Raw genomic sequence first — 16,648 nt, 5'->3', positions numbered from 1 at the left:
CGCGTGCTGAAAACCGCCTGGAACGCCTGGTATCGGCCCTCGACCCGATAGCTGCGCGGAACAGGGCGGGACGGTTTCAGAATAGACAAAATCAAACTCGTCTGTACGAGTTGTTGCTTTAACTCGTACAGACGAGTACTTTTCGCTTCGGCGTGCTGCCAATAACAAAAAACCAGAGCGGACGAACAAGCATGAGCCACAACTATTCGAAAATCGCCAGCGAGATGCTGCACAGCCTCGGTGGCGCAGAAAATATTGAGCAGGCCGCGCATTGCGTCACTCGCCTGCGCCTGGCCCTCAAGGACCCGAGCCGGGTAGACAGCGCAACGTTGAACCAGATCGACCTGGTCAAGGGATCGTTTTTCACCGGTGGCCTGTTCCAGGTGGTGATCGGCCCCGGCGAGGTGGAAAAGGTCTACGCCGCCTTGCGTCAACTGACGGGTTTGGCCGCGGCCACCATTGCCGATGTGAAGCAACGGAGCGCCGACAAGATCAACCCCATGCAGCGCCTGGTGCGGGTGTTCTCCGATGTGTTCATGCCGATCCTGCCGGCCCTGATCATCGCGGGCCTGCTGATGGGGGTGAACAACCTGATCGGCGCCAAGGGCATGTTCATCGAGGGCCAGACCCTGCTGGAGGCTTACCCGACGCTCGATGGCGTGTGGAGCCTGATCAACCTGATGGCCAACACCTCCTTTGTGTTCCTGCCGGCGCTGGTGGGCTGGTCGGCGGCCAAGCGTTTTGGCGGCAGCGAAATCCTCGGCATCGTCCTGGGCCTGATGCTGGTGCATCCGGACCTGCTCAATGCCTGGAACTACGGCAAGGCCGTGGCCGGGCTGGACGGCCAGAGCCTGCCGTACTTCGACATCCTCGGTTTGTTCCAGATCGAGAAGGTGGGCTACCAGGGGCAGATCCTGCCGATCCTGCTGGCGGCCTACGTCATGAGCGTGATCGAGAAATGGCTGCGGGCTCGGGTGCCGAATGCCATCACGTTGCTGGTGGTACCGATCACCACCATCGTGGTCACCGGGGTGCTGGCGCTGGCGATCATCGGCCCGGTGACCCGTCACCTGGGGATTCTCATCACCGAAGGCGTGGTCACCTTGTTCGACCTGGCGCCAATGGTCGGCGGGGCGATTTTCGGTCTGCTCTACGCACCGCTGGTGATTACCGGCATGCACCACATGTTCCTGGCGGTGGACCTGCAATTGATCTCCACCCAGGGCGGCACCTTTATCTGGCCGATGATCGTCATGTCCAACCTGGCCCAGGGCAGCGCGGCGCTCGCGGTGTTCACCATGAGCCGCAATGCACGGGATCGCAGCATGGCGTCGACTTCGGCAATTTCCGCTTACTTCGGCATCACTGAACCGGCGATGTTCGGCGTCAACCTGCGCTACAAGTTTCCGTTTTATGCCGCGCTGATCGGCTCGGCGCTGGGCAGCATTTTCCTTTCGCTGAACAAGGTCCAGGCCTCGGCGATCGGGGTCGGCGGCCTGCCGGGTTTCATCTCGATCATCCCGCAGTACATCCCGATGTTCGTGATCGGCATGGTCGTCGCCCTGGTCGTGCCCTTCGCGCTGACCTGCGCCTTGAGCCTGAAGATCATTCGCCCGGGGTATCGCGTTGCTTGATGGCCGCCGCGTGCCGGGGCACGGAACGCAAGCGGCAGTACAGGTTTTATTGAATTCGATTTCTTGAGGAAACCGCCATGCAAGACTGGCAGCGTTCGGTGATCTACCAGATCTACCCGAAGAGTTTTTACAGCCACTCAGGCCAGGCCACCGGTGATCTGTTGGGGGTGGTCGACAAGCTCGACTACCTGCATTGGCTGGGTGTCGACTGCCTGTGGCTGACCCCGTTCCTGCGCTCGCCGCAGCGTGATAACGGCTATGACATCAGCGATTACTACGCCATCGACCCGAGCTACGGCACCATGGCTGATTGCGAGTTGCTGATCAGCGAGGCCGACAAGCGCGGCATCAAGCTGATGCTGGACATCGTGGTCAACCACACCTCCATCGAGCATGCCTGGTTCCAGCAGGCCCGCAGCAGCCTGGACAACCCCTATCGCGACTTCTACATCTGGCGCGACCAGCCGAACAACTGGGAGTCTAAGTTCGGCGGCTCGGCCTGGGAATACGAGGCGCAAACCGGGCAGTACTACCTGCACCTTTTCGACCACACCCAGGCCGACCTGAATTGGGATAACCCCAGGGTGCGGGCCGAAGTGTTCAAGATGATGCGCTTCTGGCGCGACAAGGGGGTCGGTGGGTTCCGCCTGGACGTGATCAACCTGATTTCCAAACCGGCCAACTTCCCCGAAGACAGCAGTGACGGTCGGCGCTTTTACACCGACGGCCCCAACGTGCACAGCTATCTGCAAGAGATGCACCGCGAAGTCTTTGCCGGGCATCGCTTGATCAACGTCGGCGAGATGTCTTCCACCAGCCTTGACCACTGCATCCGCTACTCGCGTCCGGATTCGCAGGAATTGTCGATGACCTTCAACTTCCACCACTTGAAGGTGGACTACCCGAATTTGCAGAAGTGGGTGCGTGCCGATTTCGACTTCCTTGAACTCAAGCGCATCCTTTCTGACTGGCAAACCGGGATGCAGGCCGGCGGCGGCTGGAACGCGTTGTTCTGGTGCAACCACGACCAGCCACGGGTGGTCTCGCGTTTTGGCGATGACGGCGAGCATCGCGTGGTGTCGGCGAAAATGCTCGCCACCGCGCTGCACTTTCTCCAGGGCACGCCGTTCGTGTACCAGGGGGAAGAGCTGGGCATGACCAATCCGGGCTTTGACAGCATCGACCAGTACCGCGACGTCGAGACCCTCAATATCTATCGCCTCAAGCGCGAAGCCGGTGAGTCCGAGGCATCGAGCATGGCGGCGATCATGCAGAAGTCGAGGGATAACGGGCGCACACCCATGCAGTGGAACAGCCAGGCCAATGCCGGATTCACCAGCGCCGAGCCCTGGATCGGCGTACCGGCCAATGCTGCGCAGATCAACGTCGAGGGCCAGCTCGAAGACCCGGCCTCGGTGTTGCGTCACTACCGTGGGCTGATTGCCTTGCGTCGCAGCGAACCGTTGATTCAGCACGGCCAATACCGCCAGTTGCTACCCGAGCACCCTCGGGTCTGGGCCTACCTGCGTGAGGGGGAGGGCGAGCGGTTGCTGGTGGTGAACAACTTCTACGGCAGCCACTGCGATGTCGAGTTGCCGGAACAGGCCATCGGCGACGCGGCGCAGCAACGGCTGCTGATCAGCAACTACGACGATTGCCCGCCACGCACGCGGCAGTTGTCGTTGCGACCTTATGAATCGTTCGTCCTGCACCTGATCGATCGCTAGCAACATCCCCCGGCCAGTGAACCCGGTGTGCCAGGCACGCCGTGGGCTTGCTGTTGCCAGCGAGCGCCTGCCGGGGCAAACCAAACACAATAAAAATAATGGGGTGGCTTATGAAAACAACAATAAATCGCGGCCTTGCTGCGTCCTGCGTGTGCCTGGCCTTGCCGTTCTCGGCCCAGGCTCTGGAGTTTGCCGGGTACATGCGCAGCGGCGTAGGGACATCGGTCAACAGCAGTTCGCAGTCCTGCTTCCAGTTGCCCGGTGCCCAGTCCAAATACCGGTTGGGTAACGAGTGCGAGCAGTACGCGGAGCTGGAGCTGCGCCAGGATCTGTACACCCTCGACGACGGTTCGGTGCTCAGCGTCGATGGCATGGCTTCGCTTTACAACCGCTACGATCGCAACCTGACCTTCCAGGGCGAAAACGGTGCGGCGCGCATGCCGCAGATGTACGCCCAGTGGTCGAACATGCCCAGCCTCAACGGCGGTTCGCTGTGGGCCGGGCGGCGTTACTACAAGCGTAACGATATTCATATTTCCGACTTCTACTACTGGAACCAGAGCGCCACTGGCGGTGGTATCGAAGACGTGCTGATTGGTGATCTGAAATACAGCTACGCCTTTTCGCGCAAGGACAACCTGTACCAGAAGGACGCCATCAATCGGCACGACTTCAACGTTTCCGGGTTTGATACCAACCCCGGCGGCGAGCTCGAGTTCGGCCTGAGCTACATCGACAAGCCCGACCGTCGCGATGCCCACCGCGGCTGGGCGATCACGGCCCAGCACGTGCAGAAGAACTTTCTCGGCGGCAAGAACAAGCTGGCCCTGCAGTACGGCGAAGGCCCGGGCACCGGGCTCGGCTACACCGGCGACGTGCACCTGGACGACAACAACAAGAGCTACCGGCTGGTGGAGTTTTTCGACTGGCAGGTGACCCCGCGTTTTGGCGGCCAGGTCGAAGCGGTCTACCAGAAAGACATTCGCCCTGACGGCAATGACCAGAACTGGATTTCCCTGGGAGTCCGCCCGGCGTACGCCATCACCGAGCAATTCAAACTGGTCACCGAACTGGGCCACGATCAGGTGGAGGCCCCCGGTGGGACGCGTAAGCTGAGCAAGTTCACCTTCGCCCCGACCTGGTCGCCCAAGGGCCCGGATTTCTGGGCGCGCCCGGAAGTGCGCCTGTACTACACCTATGCCAGTTGGAACGAGGCGGCCAAGCGCGCGGCCAATGAATTGGCGGCGGGCTCGGCCCTCTCCGACACCGGGGCCTTTGGCACCGCGCGGCATGGGGCGAACGTCGGTCTGCAGGTCGAGTATTGGTGGAAATAAGCGAGGCCTGCGGGGCTCGCGCTCCATCGGCATCCATACGAACAAACAGCAGGTGAAGTCATGGCCACAACCCAACAATTGCAACTGCTGGCACCGCTGTCCGGGGTGCTGATGCCCCTGGACCAGGTGCCGGACTCGGTCTTTTCCAGCCGTGTGATCGGTGACGGGGTGTGCATCGATCCGACCTCGCAGACCCTCTGCGCGCCGCTGGCCGGGGTTATCAGCAACCTGCAGCACAGCGGCCATGCGCTGAGCATTACCAGCGAGCACGGGGTCCAGGTGCTGATGCACATTGGCCTGGACACGGTGAACCTGGCCGGCCAGGGCTTTACCCGGCGGGTGGAGGAAGGCCAGCGGGTCGAGGCCGGCCAGCCGCTGATCGAGTTCGATGCCGATTACCTCGCCCTCAACGCCCGCAGCCTGTTGACCCTGATGCTGGTGGTAAGCGGTGAGCCGTTCAGCCTGCTGACCCCGGGCCTGATTGCCGTGGAGGCTGGCCAGCCGTTGTTGCGCCTTGATGCCGGCGAGCAAGGCGCAGATGTGGCAGAGCAGACTGAGTCGGGCCCTGCGGTGTTTTCCAGGCCCGTCAGCCTGCCCAACCCCAACGGCTTGCACGCGCGGCCGGCGGCGGTGTTCGCCCAGGCGGCCAAGGCCTTTGGCGCGAGCATTTATTTGCATAAGCAGCAGAGCAGCGCCAACGGCAAATCCCTGGTGGCGATCATGGCCTTGCAGACCGCCTACGACGACAAGGTGCAGGTCAGCGCAGTGGGGGCGGATGCCGACGCGGCGATTGCGGTGCTGTCCGAGCTGCTGCTGGCCGGCTGCGGCGAGGCGGTCAGCACGGTGTTCGCTGCCCCGGCCAGCACACCGCTCGCGCCGCTGTCGCAGACCTTGCTGCGTGGGGTGTGTGCGTCCGCAGGTTCTGCCTTTGGCCAGGTGGTGCAGGTGGCTGAACAGCACCTCGACATTATCGAGACGGCCACTGACCCGCGCCGCGAGCAGGCAACGTTGCAGCGTGCCCTGGGCGAGGCGACCCAGGCCCTGCGGAGCCTGGGGGAAAACGCCAGCGGCCAGGTCCAGGCGGAAATCTTCAAGGCCCATCAAGAACTATTGGAAGACCCCAGCCTGTTGGAACAGGCCCAGGCGCTGATCGAGACCGGCAATAGCGCGGCCTTTGCCTGGAACAGCGCGACCCGCGCCACCGCCGAGCTGTTCACTCGTTTGGGCAGCAGCCTGCTGGCCGAGCGTGCGCTGGACCTGGCCGATGTCGGGCAGCGGGTACTCAAGCTGATTCTCGGGGTGGAGGACCGCGACTGGGTCCTGCCGGAGCAGGCGATCCTGATTGCCGACCAACTGACGCCTTCCCAGACCGCCGGGCTCGATACCTGCAAAGTGCTGGGGTTTGCCACCGTGGGCGGCGGCGCCACCAGCCATGTGGCGATCCTCGCCCGGGCCCTGGGCTTGCCGGCAATCTGTGGCCTGCCGGAACAGGTATTGGCCGTGCCCGCCGGTACGCGGGTGTTGCTGGATGCCGACCAGGGTGAGCTGCACCTGGACCCCGAGCTGGCGGCGATCGAGCGCTTGCAGGCGCGACGTCAGCAGCAACAGCAGCGCCATCAGCAGGATGTGCAGCAGGCAACCCTGGCCGCGGTGACCCGCGACGGGCACCACATCGAGGTGACGGCCAACGTCGCCTCGCTGGCCGAAACCGAGCAGGCCGTCAGTCTGGGTGGGGAAGGCGTGGGTCTGCTGCGTTCGGAGTTTCTGTACCAACAGCGCAGCGTCGCTCCCAGTCATGAGGAGCAGGCCGCCACCTACAGCGCCATCGCCAATGCACTGGGGCCGCAACGCAACCTGGTGGTGCGGACCCTGGATGTCGGTGGCGACAAACCCCTGGCTTACGTGCCGATGGACAGCGAAGCCAACCCGTTTCTCGGCATGCGCGGGATCCGCCTGTGCCTGGAGCGTCCGCAACTGCTGCGCGAGCAATTGCGCGCAATACTCGCCAGCGCCGGGCTGGCGCGCCTGCACATCATGCTGCCGATGGTGACCCAGCTGTCGGAGCTGCGCCTGGCGCGGCACATGCTTGAAGAAGAGGCCCGGGCGCTGGGGTTGCAGGCGCTGCCCAAGCTGGGAATCATGATCGAAGTGCCGGCCGCGGCGTTGCTCGCGGATCGGTTTGCCCCCGAGGTGGATTTCTTCTCCATCGGCACCAACGACCTGACCCAGTACACCCTGGCCATGGATCGCGATCACCCACGCCTGGCGAGCCAGGCCGACAGCTTTCACCCGGCGGTATTGCGCCTGATCGCCAGCACCGTGCAGGCCGCCCATGCCCACGGCAAATGGGTTGGGGTGTGCGGTGCCCTGGCGTCGGAAACCCTGGCGGTGCCGCTGCTGCTGGGGCTGGGGGTGGATGAGCTGTCGGTCAGCGTGCCGTTGATTCCGGCGATCAAGGCGACGGTTCGCGAGGCGCTGCTGCAGGATTGCCAGGCCCTTGCCGAGCAGGTGCTGAACCTGGAAAGCGCCGAGCAGGTGCGTGAGGCCTTGCATCGGCATCAGGCGCTCGCGGCGGTTACCTCATTGATTGTGGAGAACTGAATATGTTCGAGAAATTGCAGCGAGCGTTCTGGAAGGCCCTGACGCCGGATCTGATTGCGGAGACGGCGGGTGTTGCGCTTCCAGCCCAGGGCGATAGCGGGTTGAATCCGGCGGTGCTGGCAGCCCTGGGTGGCAGTGACAACCTCAAGTCGCAACAACCCTTGGCCCTGACCCGGGTGCGCGTGGAACTGCGCGACCCGAGCCAGCTGGATCCCGTGGCGCTGGTGGCGGCCGGGGTGCCGGGGATCATGCCCCTGGCCGGTGGCGTGGTGCATTTGCTGCTGGGGCTGCGGGCCGGGTGAAACACCGGCCGGGCCCTTGGCCACAGGCGGGCGGTTCGCTCGCCCTTGGCCAGGCCGCCAGGGTTTATTCACAGCGTTGGTCGATCTGGCTGCTGTAGCGGCGCGGAGTGCTTTTGCGAGGGCGCTCCATCGGCGTGCTGCGGGGGCTTCTCCAGACATCGATCACCGCTCGGCCATGGGCCAGCCCGGCGTCCAGGGCGGCCTGGGTCGTCGAGTAGTCGTGCCCATAGGGTGGGCAGGCAAAGTGCACCGAGAAGCAGGTGTGCTGGCCTTGCCCGGAAATCCGTCCGATGTAGCTGAAGGTCTCGCTGCTGTCGGCGCACCCGAAGTCCGGCGAGCCGGGCTCCTTCAGGATCATGACGTAGATGTCATGTTCAAAATGGGTGTGTTGGTACCAGCAACCGGAAATTCCATGTTCCATTGTCTTATTCCTCGCATTCTGCTGTTTCGCTATCGCGAAAATCGCTCTGCTTGAGCCCCGGAACCACGACCAACCTCTGGCCGATTTCCGCTGCTCCCCTGGATCACTGCGTGGCTGCGGGCAGCCCTGCAGGTGTATCAAATACGGTCAATGACGTGCGTTTCTCCAGCTCGCGGGCGGCGCGCAGCACCAGGTCGTCGCGACCGAAGCGGGCAATGATCTGCAAGCCGATGGGCAGGCCGTCGGGCGTCAACCCGCACGGAATGCTCAGGGCCGGTTGCCGGCTGAAATTGAACGGGAACGTGGTCGGCTGCCACATCATCGAGACCTCGGCCGGCCAGTCCGGCGGCATGCTGTGCTCGATGGCGAACGGCGCGACCATGGTGGTCGGTGTCAGCAACAGGTCGTAATCGCTGAGAAAGTCGTGCAAGCCCTTGGCGACCGAATTGCGCTCTTCCACCGCGCAGGCGTAGGTCAGGGCATCGGTGCGGCGCGCTCGGGCCTGGCAGTCCAGGAGAAAGTCACCGGCCAGGTGCTGGTGCTCGATGGGCAGCTCGCTGGCCATGGCCCGGGCAACCTCGACCGGCCAGGCGTCCAGATAACGCGGCGCCGGGTTGCCGATATCCGGCGACGCCTGGACCAGGGTCGCTCCGGCCTGCTCCAGCAGCGTCGCGGCTGCCTGGCAGGCGCGGGCAATGTGCGGGTCGACATGGGCGGCGTAGCCCAGGTCGAGGCTGAAGGCGATACGCAGGCCGCTTACGCCGTCTTCGATGTTCGATAAAAAACCCGGAGTGGCATGGGGCCAGGCGAAGGGCTCCCGCGGTTCGTGTTCGCTCATCAACTCCAGCAGCAAGGCGATATCGCGCACATGGCGGGCGATCGGGCCTTCGGCCGCCATGCCCCCCGGGTCGATACTCGGATAGCCGGAAATCAGTCCATGGCTGGGCTTGAACCCGACCACCCCGCAGAAACTCGCTGGCGTGCGGATCGAGCCGGCCGCATCGTTACCGGTCGCCGCCGGAGCGAAGCCCGCCGCGACCCCGGCGGTACTGCCGCCACTGCTGCCACCGGCATGCAGTTCAAGTTTCCATGGGTTACGGGTGATGCCGGTCAGCGGGCTGTCGGTCAGGGGCGTACTGCCCAGCTCGGGCAAGGTGGTCTTGCCGATGAAAATCGCCCCGGCCCTGCGCAGCTTTTCCACCAGGCTGGCGTCGCGGATCGCGGGTGCCGCATCAGCCAGGGCCCGGGATCCGTTACGCGTATACCAGCCGGCAATGTCGGTGTTGTCCTTGATCAGCAGGGCAATGCCATCGAGCCGGCCCTGTGGGGTGCCCGCCGCCCAGCGCGCGGTCGAGGCCTGGGCTGCCCGCATCGCGTTCTGGTCCTGGCGCTCGCAGACCGCATTGAGCAGGGGGTCGAGACGGTCCATGCGCGCCAACAGGGCCTGCAACAGGTCGACAGGGGTGAAGCGCAGCGTGGCAAAGCCATCGAGCAGGGCCTCGATCGACAACAGGTGCAGGTCAGGTTGGGGCAACACAGGCAATGGCATGGGCACGACTTCAATCATGGGAGCCCGCACGCCAGGCGCGGGGCACCGCAATAGTTATAGAGCCGCCCGGTACCCGTGGGTACGAGGCGGATGGGCACTTCAGCGTCCGCTGGTGACCTTGACCCAGGTGCGCGTGCGCACACGCTCGACCTTGGCCGGCAACGGCTTGAGCGGGAACAGCAGCGTCATGGCTTCGCTGGATGGGTACAGGTCAGGGTTGTCGCGCAGCGACTGATCGACCCAAGGCAAGGAGTCCTTGTTGCCGTTCGGGTAGCCGACGAAGTTGCTGATGGAAGCAGTGACCTGGGGTTCCAGCAGGTAGTTGAGGAACGCATGGGCGGTGTCGACATGCTTGGCGCCGGCAGGGATGGCCACGGTGTCGAACCAGATCAGGGTGCCTTCCTTGGGAATGCGCATCTCGATGTGCACGCCGTTCTTGGCTTCGTTGGCGCGGTTGGCCGCCTGCAGGAAACCGCCGGAGTAGCCGACCGCGACGCAGATGTTGCCGTTGGCGATGTCGCCCATCCACTTGGCGCTGTGGAAGTAGCGGATATAAGGCCGCAGCTTGAGCAGCAGGGCTTCGGCCTTGCGGTAGTCTTCGGGGTTCTGGCTGTTCGGGTCCAGCCCGAGGTAGTGCAGGGCCAGGGGCAGCATTTCGGTCGGCGAGTCCATGAAGGTCACGCCGCACTGGCTGAGTTTCTTCAGGTTTTCTTCTTTGAACACCAGGTCCCAGCTATTGACCGGCGCATCCTCGCCGAGCAATTGGGTGACCTTGTCGCGGTTGTAGCCGATCAGGTTGGTGCCCCACATGTAGGGGATCACGTAGCGGTTGCCGGGGTCGCTCTGCTCCAGCAGCTTCATCACGGTCGGGTCCAGGTGCTTCCAGTTCGGCAGCAGGCTGCGGTCCAAGGGCTGGAAGGCGCCGGCGGTGATCTGTTTGCTGACAAAACTGCTGGACGGCACCACCACGTCATAACCGCTGTTGCCGGTCAGCAACTTGGCTTCCAACACTTCGTTGCTTTCGAAAATGTCGTACTTGACCTTGATCCCGGTGCTGGCTTCGAAATCCTTGATGGTGTTGGGCGCGATGTATTCCGACCAGTTGAAAATATTCACGGTGCGCTCGGGGGCGGCGCTGGCGCTCTGCGAGGCGGCCAGTGCAAGGCCCAGTGCCGCGCTGGCAAACAGGGTGTGCAGGGATTTCATTCGACGACTCCATGTCTTGGATGAGCGGAGAGATCCGCGCGTCCATTCTTGGTCGGAATGCAATCGGAGAGAATGTTGCTAACGGTCAATAACGGTTCTTAAGCGTCATTTAACGGCCCGGACTGGCCGGCCAACTGCCTGAAACGGCCCGGGGCGACGCCGCTCCAGCGCTGGAAGGCATGACGGAAGCTGGCGGTTTCCTTGAATCCCAGCGCCTCCGCGATGCGGCATACCGACAGGTTCTGCTGGGCCAGCAATTGCTTGGCCTGCTTGTAGCGCAGTTCGTCGAGCAGCTTCTGGTAGCTGCTGTCCTGGGCGCGCAGGCGCCGGCGCAGGGTGCTGGGGGAGCAATGCACCTGCCGCGCCAGGCTGTCGAAGTCCGGCACGGCATGCAGCTGTTCGCTGAGGATGCGCCGCACCTGGTCGATCCATGCGGGGCGAGCGCTGAGTTCCTCGTTGAGCTCGATGCAGCGTTCGAGCATGCCGCCATGGGTCACCAGATCGGCCAGGGGCAGGCGTCGGTCCAGCCATTCCAGGTCGAAACCGATGGCGTTGCGCCCGGCGTTGAAGTGCACCGGGCAATTGAAGGCCTGTTCGTAGGCGTCCAGGTAATCCGGTTGCGGGTGCACGAACTGCGCCTCGCGCAGAGGCAGAGTGCACCCCAGCAGGTCCTGGCAGGTGACCCGGAACGAGGACATGCAGAAGTCGGTGTTGAACACCTCAAGCTCCGGCGATTCGCTGTACTGATCGGCGGTCAGCCAGGCCAGCCCGTCGCGGATCTCCAGGCCCAGGCGGAAGAACGTTCCCAGCAGCAGCGGATAGCGCAGCGCCAGGGTCAGGCCCTCGCGCAGGTTGGCGCTGGTCAGCAGGGTCAGGCCGAACATGCCGTAGGCTGAAATATGCAGGCAGCGCCCCAGGGCCAGCCCCAGGTCCTGGCGAAACACCAGGGCGTTGGCGAATACCCGCAGTTCCTGGCCGATGTTGATCAGGCTATTGGGCAGCTCGACGTCCGACAACTGGATACCGCTGCCTTCGAGCAGCACCTCAGGGGGCACCTCGGTGCCGCGAAACGCGTCGAGCACGGCCTGAGTCGTATGCAATGTGGTCAGGCGCAATGCCGCCATGACTGACCTCTGAACGGGTAAGGGAGCATGACTTTAGGGGCTCGACGCGTCAGGTTCAATTGATCAGGGCCAATCAGTGGATGCCAAGGGCGTATTTGTTCGGACTGAATCGTTTAATCCGGTGTTTATTGTCACCTTGGCACAGCGCTTCGCCGGTGTTGTGCCCCTGCGTCCTGTCGCCGCGCTGCCCTTACTGTTTCTCAACTGCGGGTGTATCGTATTCGCCTTTTGCGGGCTCAGGCCTGCCGTAGATACGTGAGGTAGTTGAGTCCATGTCCTTTACCCGTCGACAAATACTCGGTGGTCTGACCGGTCTTGTAGTGGTTGGCGTGGGGGTGGGAGGGGCGTCGCGCTATTGGCTGGGGAAAATGGCCGATGCCGAGGCCGGCCACGATTACCAGTTGATCGCTGCGCCCCTGGACGTCGAGTTGGTGCCGGGGCACAAGACCGAGGCCTGGGCATTCGGCCCTTCGGCGCCGGGCACCGAGCTGCGGGTGCGCCAGGGCGAATGGCTGCGGGTGCGTTTCATCAATCACCTGCCCGTGGCCACCACCATTCACTGGCACGGTATCCGTCTGCCGCTGGAGATGGACGGCGTGCCCTACGTCTCGCAACTGCCGGTGCTGCCGGGGGAGTTCTTCGACTACAAGTTCCGCGTGCCGGATGCCGGCAGCTACTGGTATCACCCCCATGTGAACAGCAGCGAGGAGCTGGGGCGTGGCCTGGTCGGCCCGCTGATCATCGAGGAGCGCGAGCCCACCGGGTTCCAGTACGAGCGCACCCTGAGCCTGAAAAGCTGGCATGTCGATGAAGTCGGGGCCTTCGTGCCCTTCAGCATTCCCCGCGAGGCGGCCCGAGGCGGCACGGCCGGGCGCCTGTCGACCATCAACGGTGTGTCCCAGGCGGTGGTCGAGCTGCCGGCCGGGCAGATCACCCGGGTACGCCTGCTCAACCTCGACAACACCCTGACCTACCGGATCAACATTCCCGGGGTCGAGGCGCAGATCTATGCCCTGGATGGCAACCCTATCGAACCGCGACCCCTGGGCAAGGAATACTGGCTGGGCCCGGGCATGCGCATCTGCCTGGCGATCAAGGCACCGCCGGCGGGTGAAGAGCTGTCGCTGCGCAATGGCCCGGTGCGCCTGGGCACCTTCCGTTCGGTGGCCAACAACGACGCCCCGACCTCTTGGCCGCCGACCTTGCCGGCCAACCCGATTGCCGAGCCCGACCTGGAGAGCGCGGAAAAGCTCAACTTCAACTTCGAGTGGGTTGGCTCGGTGTCGGTGAACGTGGACAATGGCAAGCCGCCCAGCCTGTGGCAGATCAACGGCAAGGCCTGGGACATCACCGACAAGACCTGCGCCGACCGCCCGATTGCTACGCTGAAAAAGGGCAAAAGCTACATTTTCGAATTGAAGAACATGACCCAGTATCAGCACCCCATCCACCTGCACGGCATGAGCTTCAAAGTCATCGCCTCGAACCGGCACACAGTGATCCCGTATTTCACTGACACCTACCTGCTGGGCAAGAACGAGCGCGCCCGGGTGGCCCTGGTGGCGGATAACCCGGGGGTGTGGATGTTCCACTGCCATGTGATCGACCACATGGAAACCGGCCTGATGGCCGCCATCGAGGTCGTCTGATGCGACAGATTCGTCCGGCCCGGATCATCGACCGCAGCCGCGATCAGGACTTCATGCGTGAAGCCCTGGTCCTGGCCGCACAGGGCGCGGCCCTGGGCGAAGTCCCGGTGGGGGCGGTACTGGTGCTGGAGGGTGAGATCATCGGGCGGGGCTTCAATTGCCCCATCAGCGGCAGCGACCCCAGCGCCCATGCCGAGATGGTCGCGATCCGCGCGGCGGCCCAGGCACTGGACAACTATCGCCTGCCGGGCAGCACCCTCTACGTGACCCTGGAGCCGTGCAGCATGTGCGCCGGCCTGATCGTGCACTCGCGCATTGCCCGGGTGGTCTACGGCGCGCTGGAGCCCAAGGCCGGCATCGTGCAAAGCCAGGGACAGTTCTTCAACCAGGGTTTTCTCAATCACCGGGTGCTGTTCGAAGGCGGGGTCCTGGCCGAAGAGTGCGGCACCGTGCTGAGCGAATTCTTCAAGGCGCGCCGGGCCAAACCGGCCCTGTGACCTGAACTGTGGCGAAGGAGCTTGCTCCCGCCGGGCTGCGCAGCAGCCCCAAACCAGCCTTCACATGACTTCAGTCGGACCGCGCTTGCCGAAACCGGGAGGGCTGCGTCCTCCAGCGAGAGCAAGCGCCCTCGGCACAAGGTGCATTATTTTTTGGCGACGATCACGGCACGCATTGGTGCCGGCAGGCCTTCGATGGTTTTGCTGTGGTCGTTGGGGTCGAGGAAGTCGCTCAGGGACTGGTACTTCATCCACTCGGTGCCGCGCTGTTCCTCGATGCTGGTCACGCTTACATCCACGCAGCGCACCTCGCTGAAACCTGCCCGGCGCAGCCACAATTCCAGGGCTGGCACCGAGGGCAGGAACCATACGTTGCGCATCTGCGCATAGCGGTCTTCGGGCACCAGCACCTGCTGCTGGTCGCCGGCCACCACCAGGGTTTCCAGCACCAGCTCGCCGCCTTTCACCAGGCAATCCTTGAGCGCCAGTAAATGCTCGATGGGTGAGCGACGGTGGTAGAACACCCCCATGGAAAATACCGTGTCGAAGCCTTCCAGATTCGGCGGCAGGTCTTCGAACGGGAACGGCAGGTGCCACACCGCAGGCTGCGACAGGTAGCGCTGCACTGCCTGGAACTGGCAGAAGAACAGCCAGTTGGGATCGACCCCGATCACGCTGTGGGCGCCGGCGCCGAGCATGCGCCACATGTAATAGCCATTGCCGCACCCGACATCGAGGATGCGCTTGCCCGCCAGGTCCAGGTGCGGGGCGACCCGCGACCATTTCCAGTCCGAGCGCCATTCGGTGTCCACGTGCACCCCGAACAGATCGAACGGCCCCTTGCGCCACGGCGACAGGCCCATCAACGCGCTGCGCATCTGTGCCCGGGTGGCGTCATCGCACTCGGTGTCCAGGGTCAGGCCATTGAGCAGGTCGACTTCACTGGGCTGGATCTTCGGCAGCGCATCCAGGGCGCTCTGCCAGCGCTCCAGGTCGCCGTGGCCCTTTTCCATCTTCTTGTCGAGTTGCGCTTGCAAGGTATTGGCCCAGTCGGCCAGGGGCGTACCGGCCAGGCGGCGGGCGAGGGGGGACAGATCGATCATGGCAAGGCAATCAACGAGGCAAAGTTAAGACACTGGAACCACGGCACGACTTTCGAGAAACCGGCCGCCAACAGGCGCTCGCGGTGTTCTTCGAGGCTGTCGGGCTTCATGACGTTTTCGATGGCGCTGCGCTTCTGGGCGATTTCCAGCTCGCTGTAGCCGTTGGCGCGCTTGAAGGCGATATGCAGATCGGTGAGCAGCGCGTGCTCCTGCTCATCGTTGAAGCGCAGCTTCTCCGAGAGGATCAGCGCACCGCCCGGCAACAGCGACTGCCGGATGCGCCCGAGCAGGGCCGTGCGCTGCTCCGGGGCAATGAACTGCAGGGTGAAATTGAGCGCTACCACCGAGGCCGGCTGGAACTCCAGGGCCAGGATGTCGCCCTCGATCACCTGCACCGGCAGCAACTCCTGGAACATCGAGTCCTGGCCGTTGAGGTATTCCCGGCAGCGCTCGACCATGGCCGCCGAGTTATCCACCGCGATCACTTTGCAACCGTCGGTCCGCACATGGCGGCGCAGGGCCTGGGTCACCGCACCCAGGGACGAGCCCAGGTCGTAGAGCACGCTATTGGGCTGGGCGAATTGCGCGGCGAGCACGCCGAGGTTTTCGACAATGGTCGGATAACCCGGGACCGAGCGCTTGATCATGTCCGGGAACACCCGCACCACATCCTCGTTAAAGGCGAAGTCGGGCACCTGGGCCAGGGGCTGGGCGAAAAGGCGATCGGGGTCTTGGCTCACGGCGGTTCCAGCGGCGGATGGTGAAAGAGGGGGCGGCATTGTAGCCGCTGCCGCAGGCTGCGATAAGGCCCGAAAGGGCCTCAGGTGCCTGCGGGCGACACAAGGTGCGCCGTCTGCGTGGCCGTTCAGCGCGGCTTCTGGCTGAACGCCGACGCGGCAATGCCCCACTGGCCCAGCCAGTAACTGATGATGATCAGGTACGGCGCGGCCTCGAACGCCACCACAAAGCGGCTGATACCGATCAGGCTGTCGGAGAAGGCGAATGTCAGGGCGCCCACCCCGGCCAGCAGCGCCGAGCGCCTGGGCACCGCGGTGCCGAAGCGGGCCAGGGCGCGCCAGAGCATGGCGCTGATGGTCAGCCCATAGACAATCACCGGGATCAGCAACGGCCCCAGGCCATGGGTAATCAGGATCGCCAGCAGCGCGCCGCCAATGACGATCGCCACCAGCAACGGCAGCAGCGCCGGACGCCGACAGTCGCTGAGGTAGGCCTTGAGGTAGGCCAGGTGTGCCACCAGGAAGGCGCCGAGGCCGAACACAAACAGGTCGCCGGGCCAGGCCAGCAACACATCGCCGAGCACCGAGAACAGCAGGCCGATGATGATCCAGCGCCGGTAGTCGCCGGGTGGGGCGTCGTGCAGCCAGCCGAGCAGGGCCAGCACCGGCAGCGGCTTGACCAGCAGGCAGAGCAGGGCGGCATGCACGCTGATGCCGTAGATAAAGGTGACTGCGCCCATCAGCGCCAGGATCAGCCAGCCCAT

At 63.9% G+C, this 16,648-nt stretch carries 14 protein-coding genes; 7 read left to right on the top strand and 7 right to left on the bottom strand.

Annotated features, from left to right (window positions below):
• Window positions 1–191 precede the first annotated feature (191 nt).
• The 5 genes from treP (at window position 192) to AC19YX_RS17470 (ending at window position 7,598) form a co-directional block, all read left to right on the top strand.
• The gene (gene treP, locus AC19YX_RS17490; protein WP_078471995.1) at window positions 192–1,634 is read left to right on the top strand and encodes a PTS system trehalose-specific EIIBC component; all 1,443 of its coding nucleotides are present in this window, start codon (window positions 192–194) and stop codon (window positions 1,632–1,634) included.
• 77 nt (window positions 1,635–1,711) lie between these two features.
• The gene (gene treC / locus AC19YX_RS17485; RefSeq protein WP_078471994.1) at window positions 1,712–3,361 is read left to right on the top strand and encodes an alpha,alpha-phosphotrehalase; all 1,650 of its coding nucleotides are present in this window, start codon (window positions 1,712–1,714) and stop codon (window positions 3,359–3,361) included.
• A gap of 110 nt (window positions 3,362–3,471) precedes the next feature.
• Window positions 3,472–4,695: a maltoporin gene (locus tag AC19YX_RS17480; RefSeq protein ID WP_078471993.1), complete on the top strand. Its 1,224-nt coding sequence runs from the start codon at window positions 3,472–3,474 to the stop codon at window positions 4,693–4,695.
• A gap of 60 nt (window positions 4,696–4,755) precedes the next feature.
• Window positions 4,756–7,296 carry a phosphoenolpyruvate--protein phosphotransferase gene (gene ptsP, locus AC19YX_RS17475; RefSeq protein ID WP_500606682.1) on the top strand — a complete coding sequence of 847 codons (2,541 nt, stop codon included), beginning with the start codon at window positions 4,756–4,758 and terminating at the stop codon, window positions 7,294–7,296.
• A gap of 2 nt (window positions 7,297–7,298) precedes the next feature.
• Window positions 7,299–7,598 (top strand): PTS sugar transporter subunit IIB, encoded by a 300-nt coding sequence (locus tag AC19YX_RS17470; protein ID WP_500606681.1) that lies wholly within the window; start codon window positions 7,299–7,301, stop codon window positions 7,596–7,598.
• 64 nt (window positions 7,599–7,662) lie between these two features.
• On the opposite strand, the gene AC19YX_RS17465 is transcribed toward AC19YX_RS17470, so the two are convergent.
• From AC19YX_RS17465 to AC19YX_RS17450, 4 genes are all read right to left on the bottom strand, one after another.
• Window positions 7,663–8,019 carry a hypothetical protein gene (locus AC19YX_RS17465; protein WP_201127712.1) on the bottom strand — a complete coding sequence of 119 codons (357 nt, stop codon included), beginning with the start codon at window positions 8,017–8,019 and terminating at the stop codon, window positions 7,663–7,665.
• A 103-nt stretch (window positions 8,020–8,122) separates the two neighbouring features.
• Entirely contained in the window at window positions 8,123–9,568 is a 1,446-nt protein-coding gene (locus tag AC19YX_RS17460; RefSeq protein WP_500606680.1) for an amidase, read from the bottom strand.
• A 99-nt stretch (window positions 9,569–9,667) separates the two neighbouring features.
• On the bottom strand, window positions 9,668–10,774 hold the full coding sequence (locus AC19YX_RS17455) for a polyamine ABC transporter substrate-binding protein (RefSeq protein ID WP_078471989.1): 1,107 nt from the start codon (window positions 10,772–10,774) through the stop codon (window positions 9,668–9,670).
• Window positions 10,775–10,872: 98 nt separating this feature from the next.
• The gene (locus AC19YX_RS17450; protein WP_078471988.1) at window positions 10,873–11,898 is read right to left on the bottom strand and encodes an AraC family transcriptional regulator; all 1,026 of its coding nucleotides are present in this window, start codon (window positions 11,896–11,898) and stop codon (window positions 10,873–10,875) included.
• 272 nt (window positions 11,899–12,170) lie between these two features.
• Between AC19YX_RS17450 and AC19YX_RS17445 the strand changes: the two genes are divergently transcribed.
• Entirely contained in the window at window positions 12,171–13,547 is a 1,377-nt protein-coding gene (locus AC19YX_RS17445) for a multicopper oxidase family protein (protein ID WP_201127710.1), read from the top strand.
• Window positions 13,547–14,044 (top strand): tRNA adenosine(34) deaminase TadA, encoded by a 498-nt coding sequence (tadA, locus tag AC19YX_RS17440; RefSeq protein WP_500606679.1) that lies wholly within the window; start codon window positions 13,547–13,549, stop codon window positions 14,042–14,044. Before AC19YX_RS17445 ends, tadA begins: the two co-directional genes overlap by 1 nt.
• A gap of 146 nt (window positions 14,045–14,190) precedes the next feature.
• On the opposite strand, the gene cmoB is transcribed toward tadA, so the two are convergent.
• The 3 genes from cmoB to AC19YX_RS17425 form a co-directional block, all read right to left on the bottom strand.
• Window positions 14,191–15,147 (bottom strand): tRNA 5-methoxyuridine(34)/uridine 5-oxyacetic acid(34) synthase CmoB, encoded by a 957-nt coding sequence (gene cmoB / locus AC19YX_RS17435; protein WP_078471985.1) that lies wholly within the window; start codon window positions 15,145–15,147, stop codon window positions 14,191–14,193.
• A complete protein-coding gene (cmoA, locus tag AC19YX_RS17430; RefSeq protein ID WP_178102973.1) occupies window positions 15,144–15,926 on the bottom strand; it encodes a carboxy-S-adenosyl-L-methionine synthase CmoA in 783 nt (260 codons plus the stop codon). Before cmoA ends, cmoB begins: the two co-directional genes overlap by 4 nt.
• Before the next feature lie 86 nt (window positions 15,927–16,012).
• Window positions 16,013–16,648, bottom strand: coding sequence for a lysoplasmalogenase (locus tag AC19YX_RS17425; protein ID WP_201127707.1), 636 nt, complete (start codon window positions 16,646–16,648; stop codon window positions 16,013–16,015).

Source organism: Pseudomonas sp. MF09150 (genome assembly GCF_059862355.1).
The sequence above is the reverse complement of the archived record's forward strand: the minus strand, read 5'-3'. Positions and strand labels throughout refer to the sequence as shown.

What these genes read in the sequence shown, in the direction of transcription:
- treP (WP_078471995.1), top strand. Translation starts at nt 192, where the DNA reads ATGAGCCACAACTATTCGAAAATCGCCAGCGAGATGCTGCACAGCCTC.
- treC (WP_078471994.1), top strand. Translation starts at nt 1,712, where the DNA reads ATGCAAGACTGGCAGCGTTCGGTGATCTACCAGATCTACCCGAAGAGT.
- AC19YX_RS17480 (WP_078471993.1), top strand. Translation starts at nt 3,472, where the DNA reads ATGAAAACAACAATAAATCGCGGCCTTGCTGCGTCCTGCGTGTGCCTG.
- ptsP (WP_500606682.1), top strand. Translation starts at nt 4,756, where the DNA reads ATGGCCACAACCCAACAATTGCAACTGCTGGCACCGCTGTCCGGGGTG.
- AC19YX_RS17470 (WP_500606681.1), top strand. Translation starts at nt 7,299, where the DNA reads ATGTTCGAGAAATTGCAGCGAGCGTTCTGGAAGGCCCTGACGCCGGAT.
- AC19YX_RS17465 (WP_201127712.1), bottom strand. Translation starts at nt 8,019, where the DNA reads ATGGAACATGGAATTTCCGGTTGCTGGTACCAACACACCCATTTTGAA.
- AC19YX_RS17460 (WP_500606680.1), bottom strand. Translation starts at nt 9,568, where the DNA reads ATGCCATTGCCTGTGTTGCCCCAACCTGACCTGCACCTGTTGTCGATC.
- AC19YX_RS17455 (WP_078471989.1), bottom strand. Translation starts at nt 10,774, where the DNA reads ATGAAATCCCTGCACACCCTGTTTGCCAGCGCGGCACTGGGCCTTGCA.
- AC19YX_RS17450 (WP_078471988.1), bottom strand. Translation starts at nt 11,898, where the DNA reads ATGGCGGCATTGCGCCTGACCACATTGCATACGACTCAGGCCGTGCTC.
- AC19YX_RS17445 (WP_201127710.1), top strand. Translation starts at nt 12,171, where the DNA reads ATGTCCTTTACCCGTCGACAAATACTCGGTGGTCTGACCGGTCTTGTA.
- tadA (WP_500606679.1), top strand. Translation starts at nt 13,547, where the DNA reads ATGCGACAGATTCGTCCGGCCCGGATCATCGACCGCAGCCGCGATCAG.
- cmoB (WP_078471985.1), bottom strand. Translation starts at nt 15,147, where the DNA reads ATGATCGATCTGTCCCCCCTCGCCCGCCGCCTGGCCGGTACGCCCCTG.
- cmoA (WP_178102973.1), bottom strand. Translation starts at nt 15,926, where the DNA reads ATGCCGCCCCCTCTTTCACCATCCGCCGCTGGAACCGCCGTGAGCCAA.
- AC19YX_RS17425 (WP_201127707.1), bottom strand. Translation starts at nt 16,648, where the DNA reads ATGGGCTGGCTGATCCTGGCGCTGATGGGCGCAGTCACCTTTATCTAC.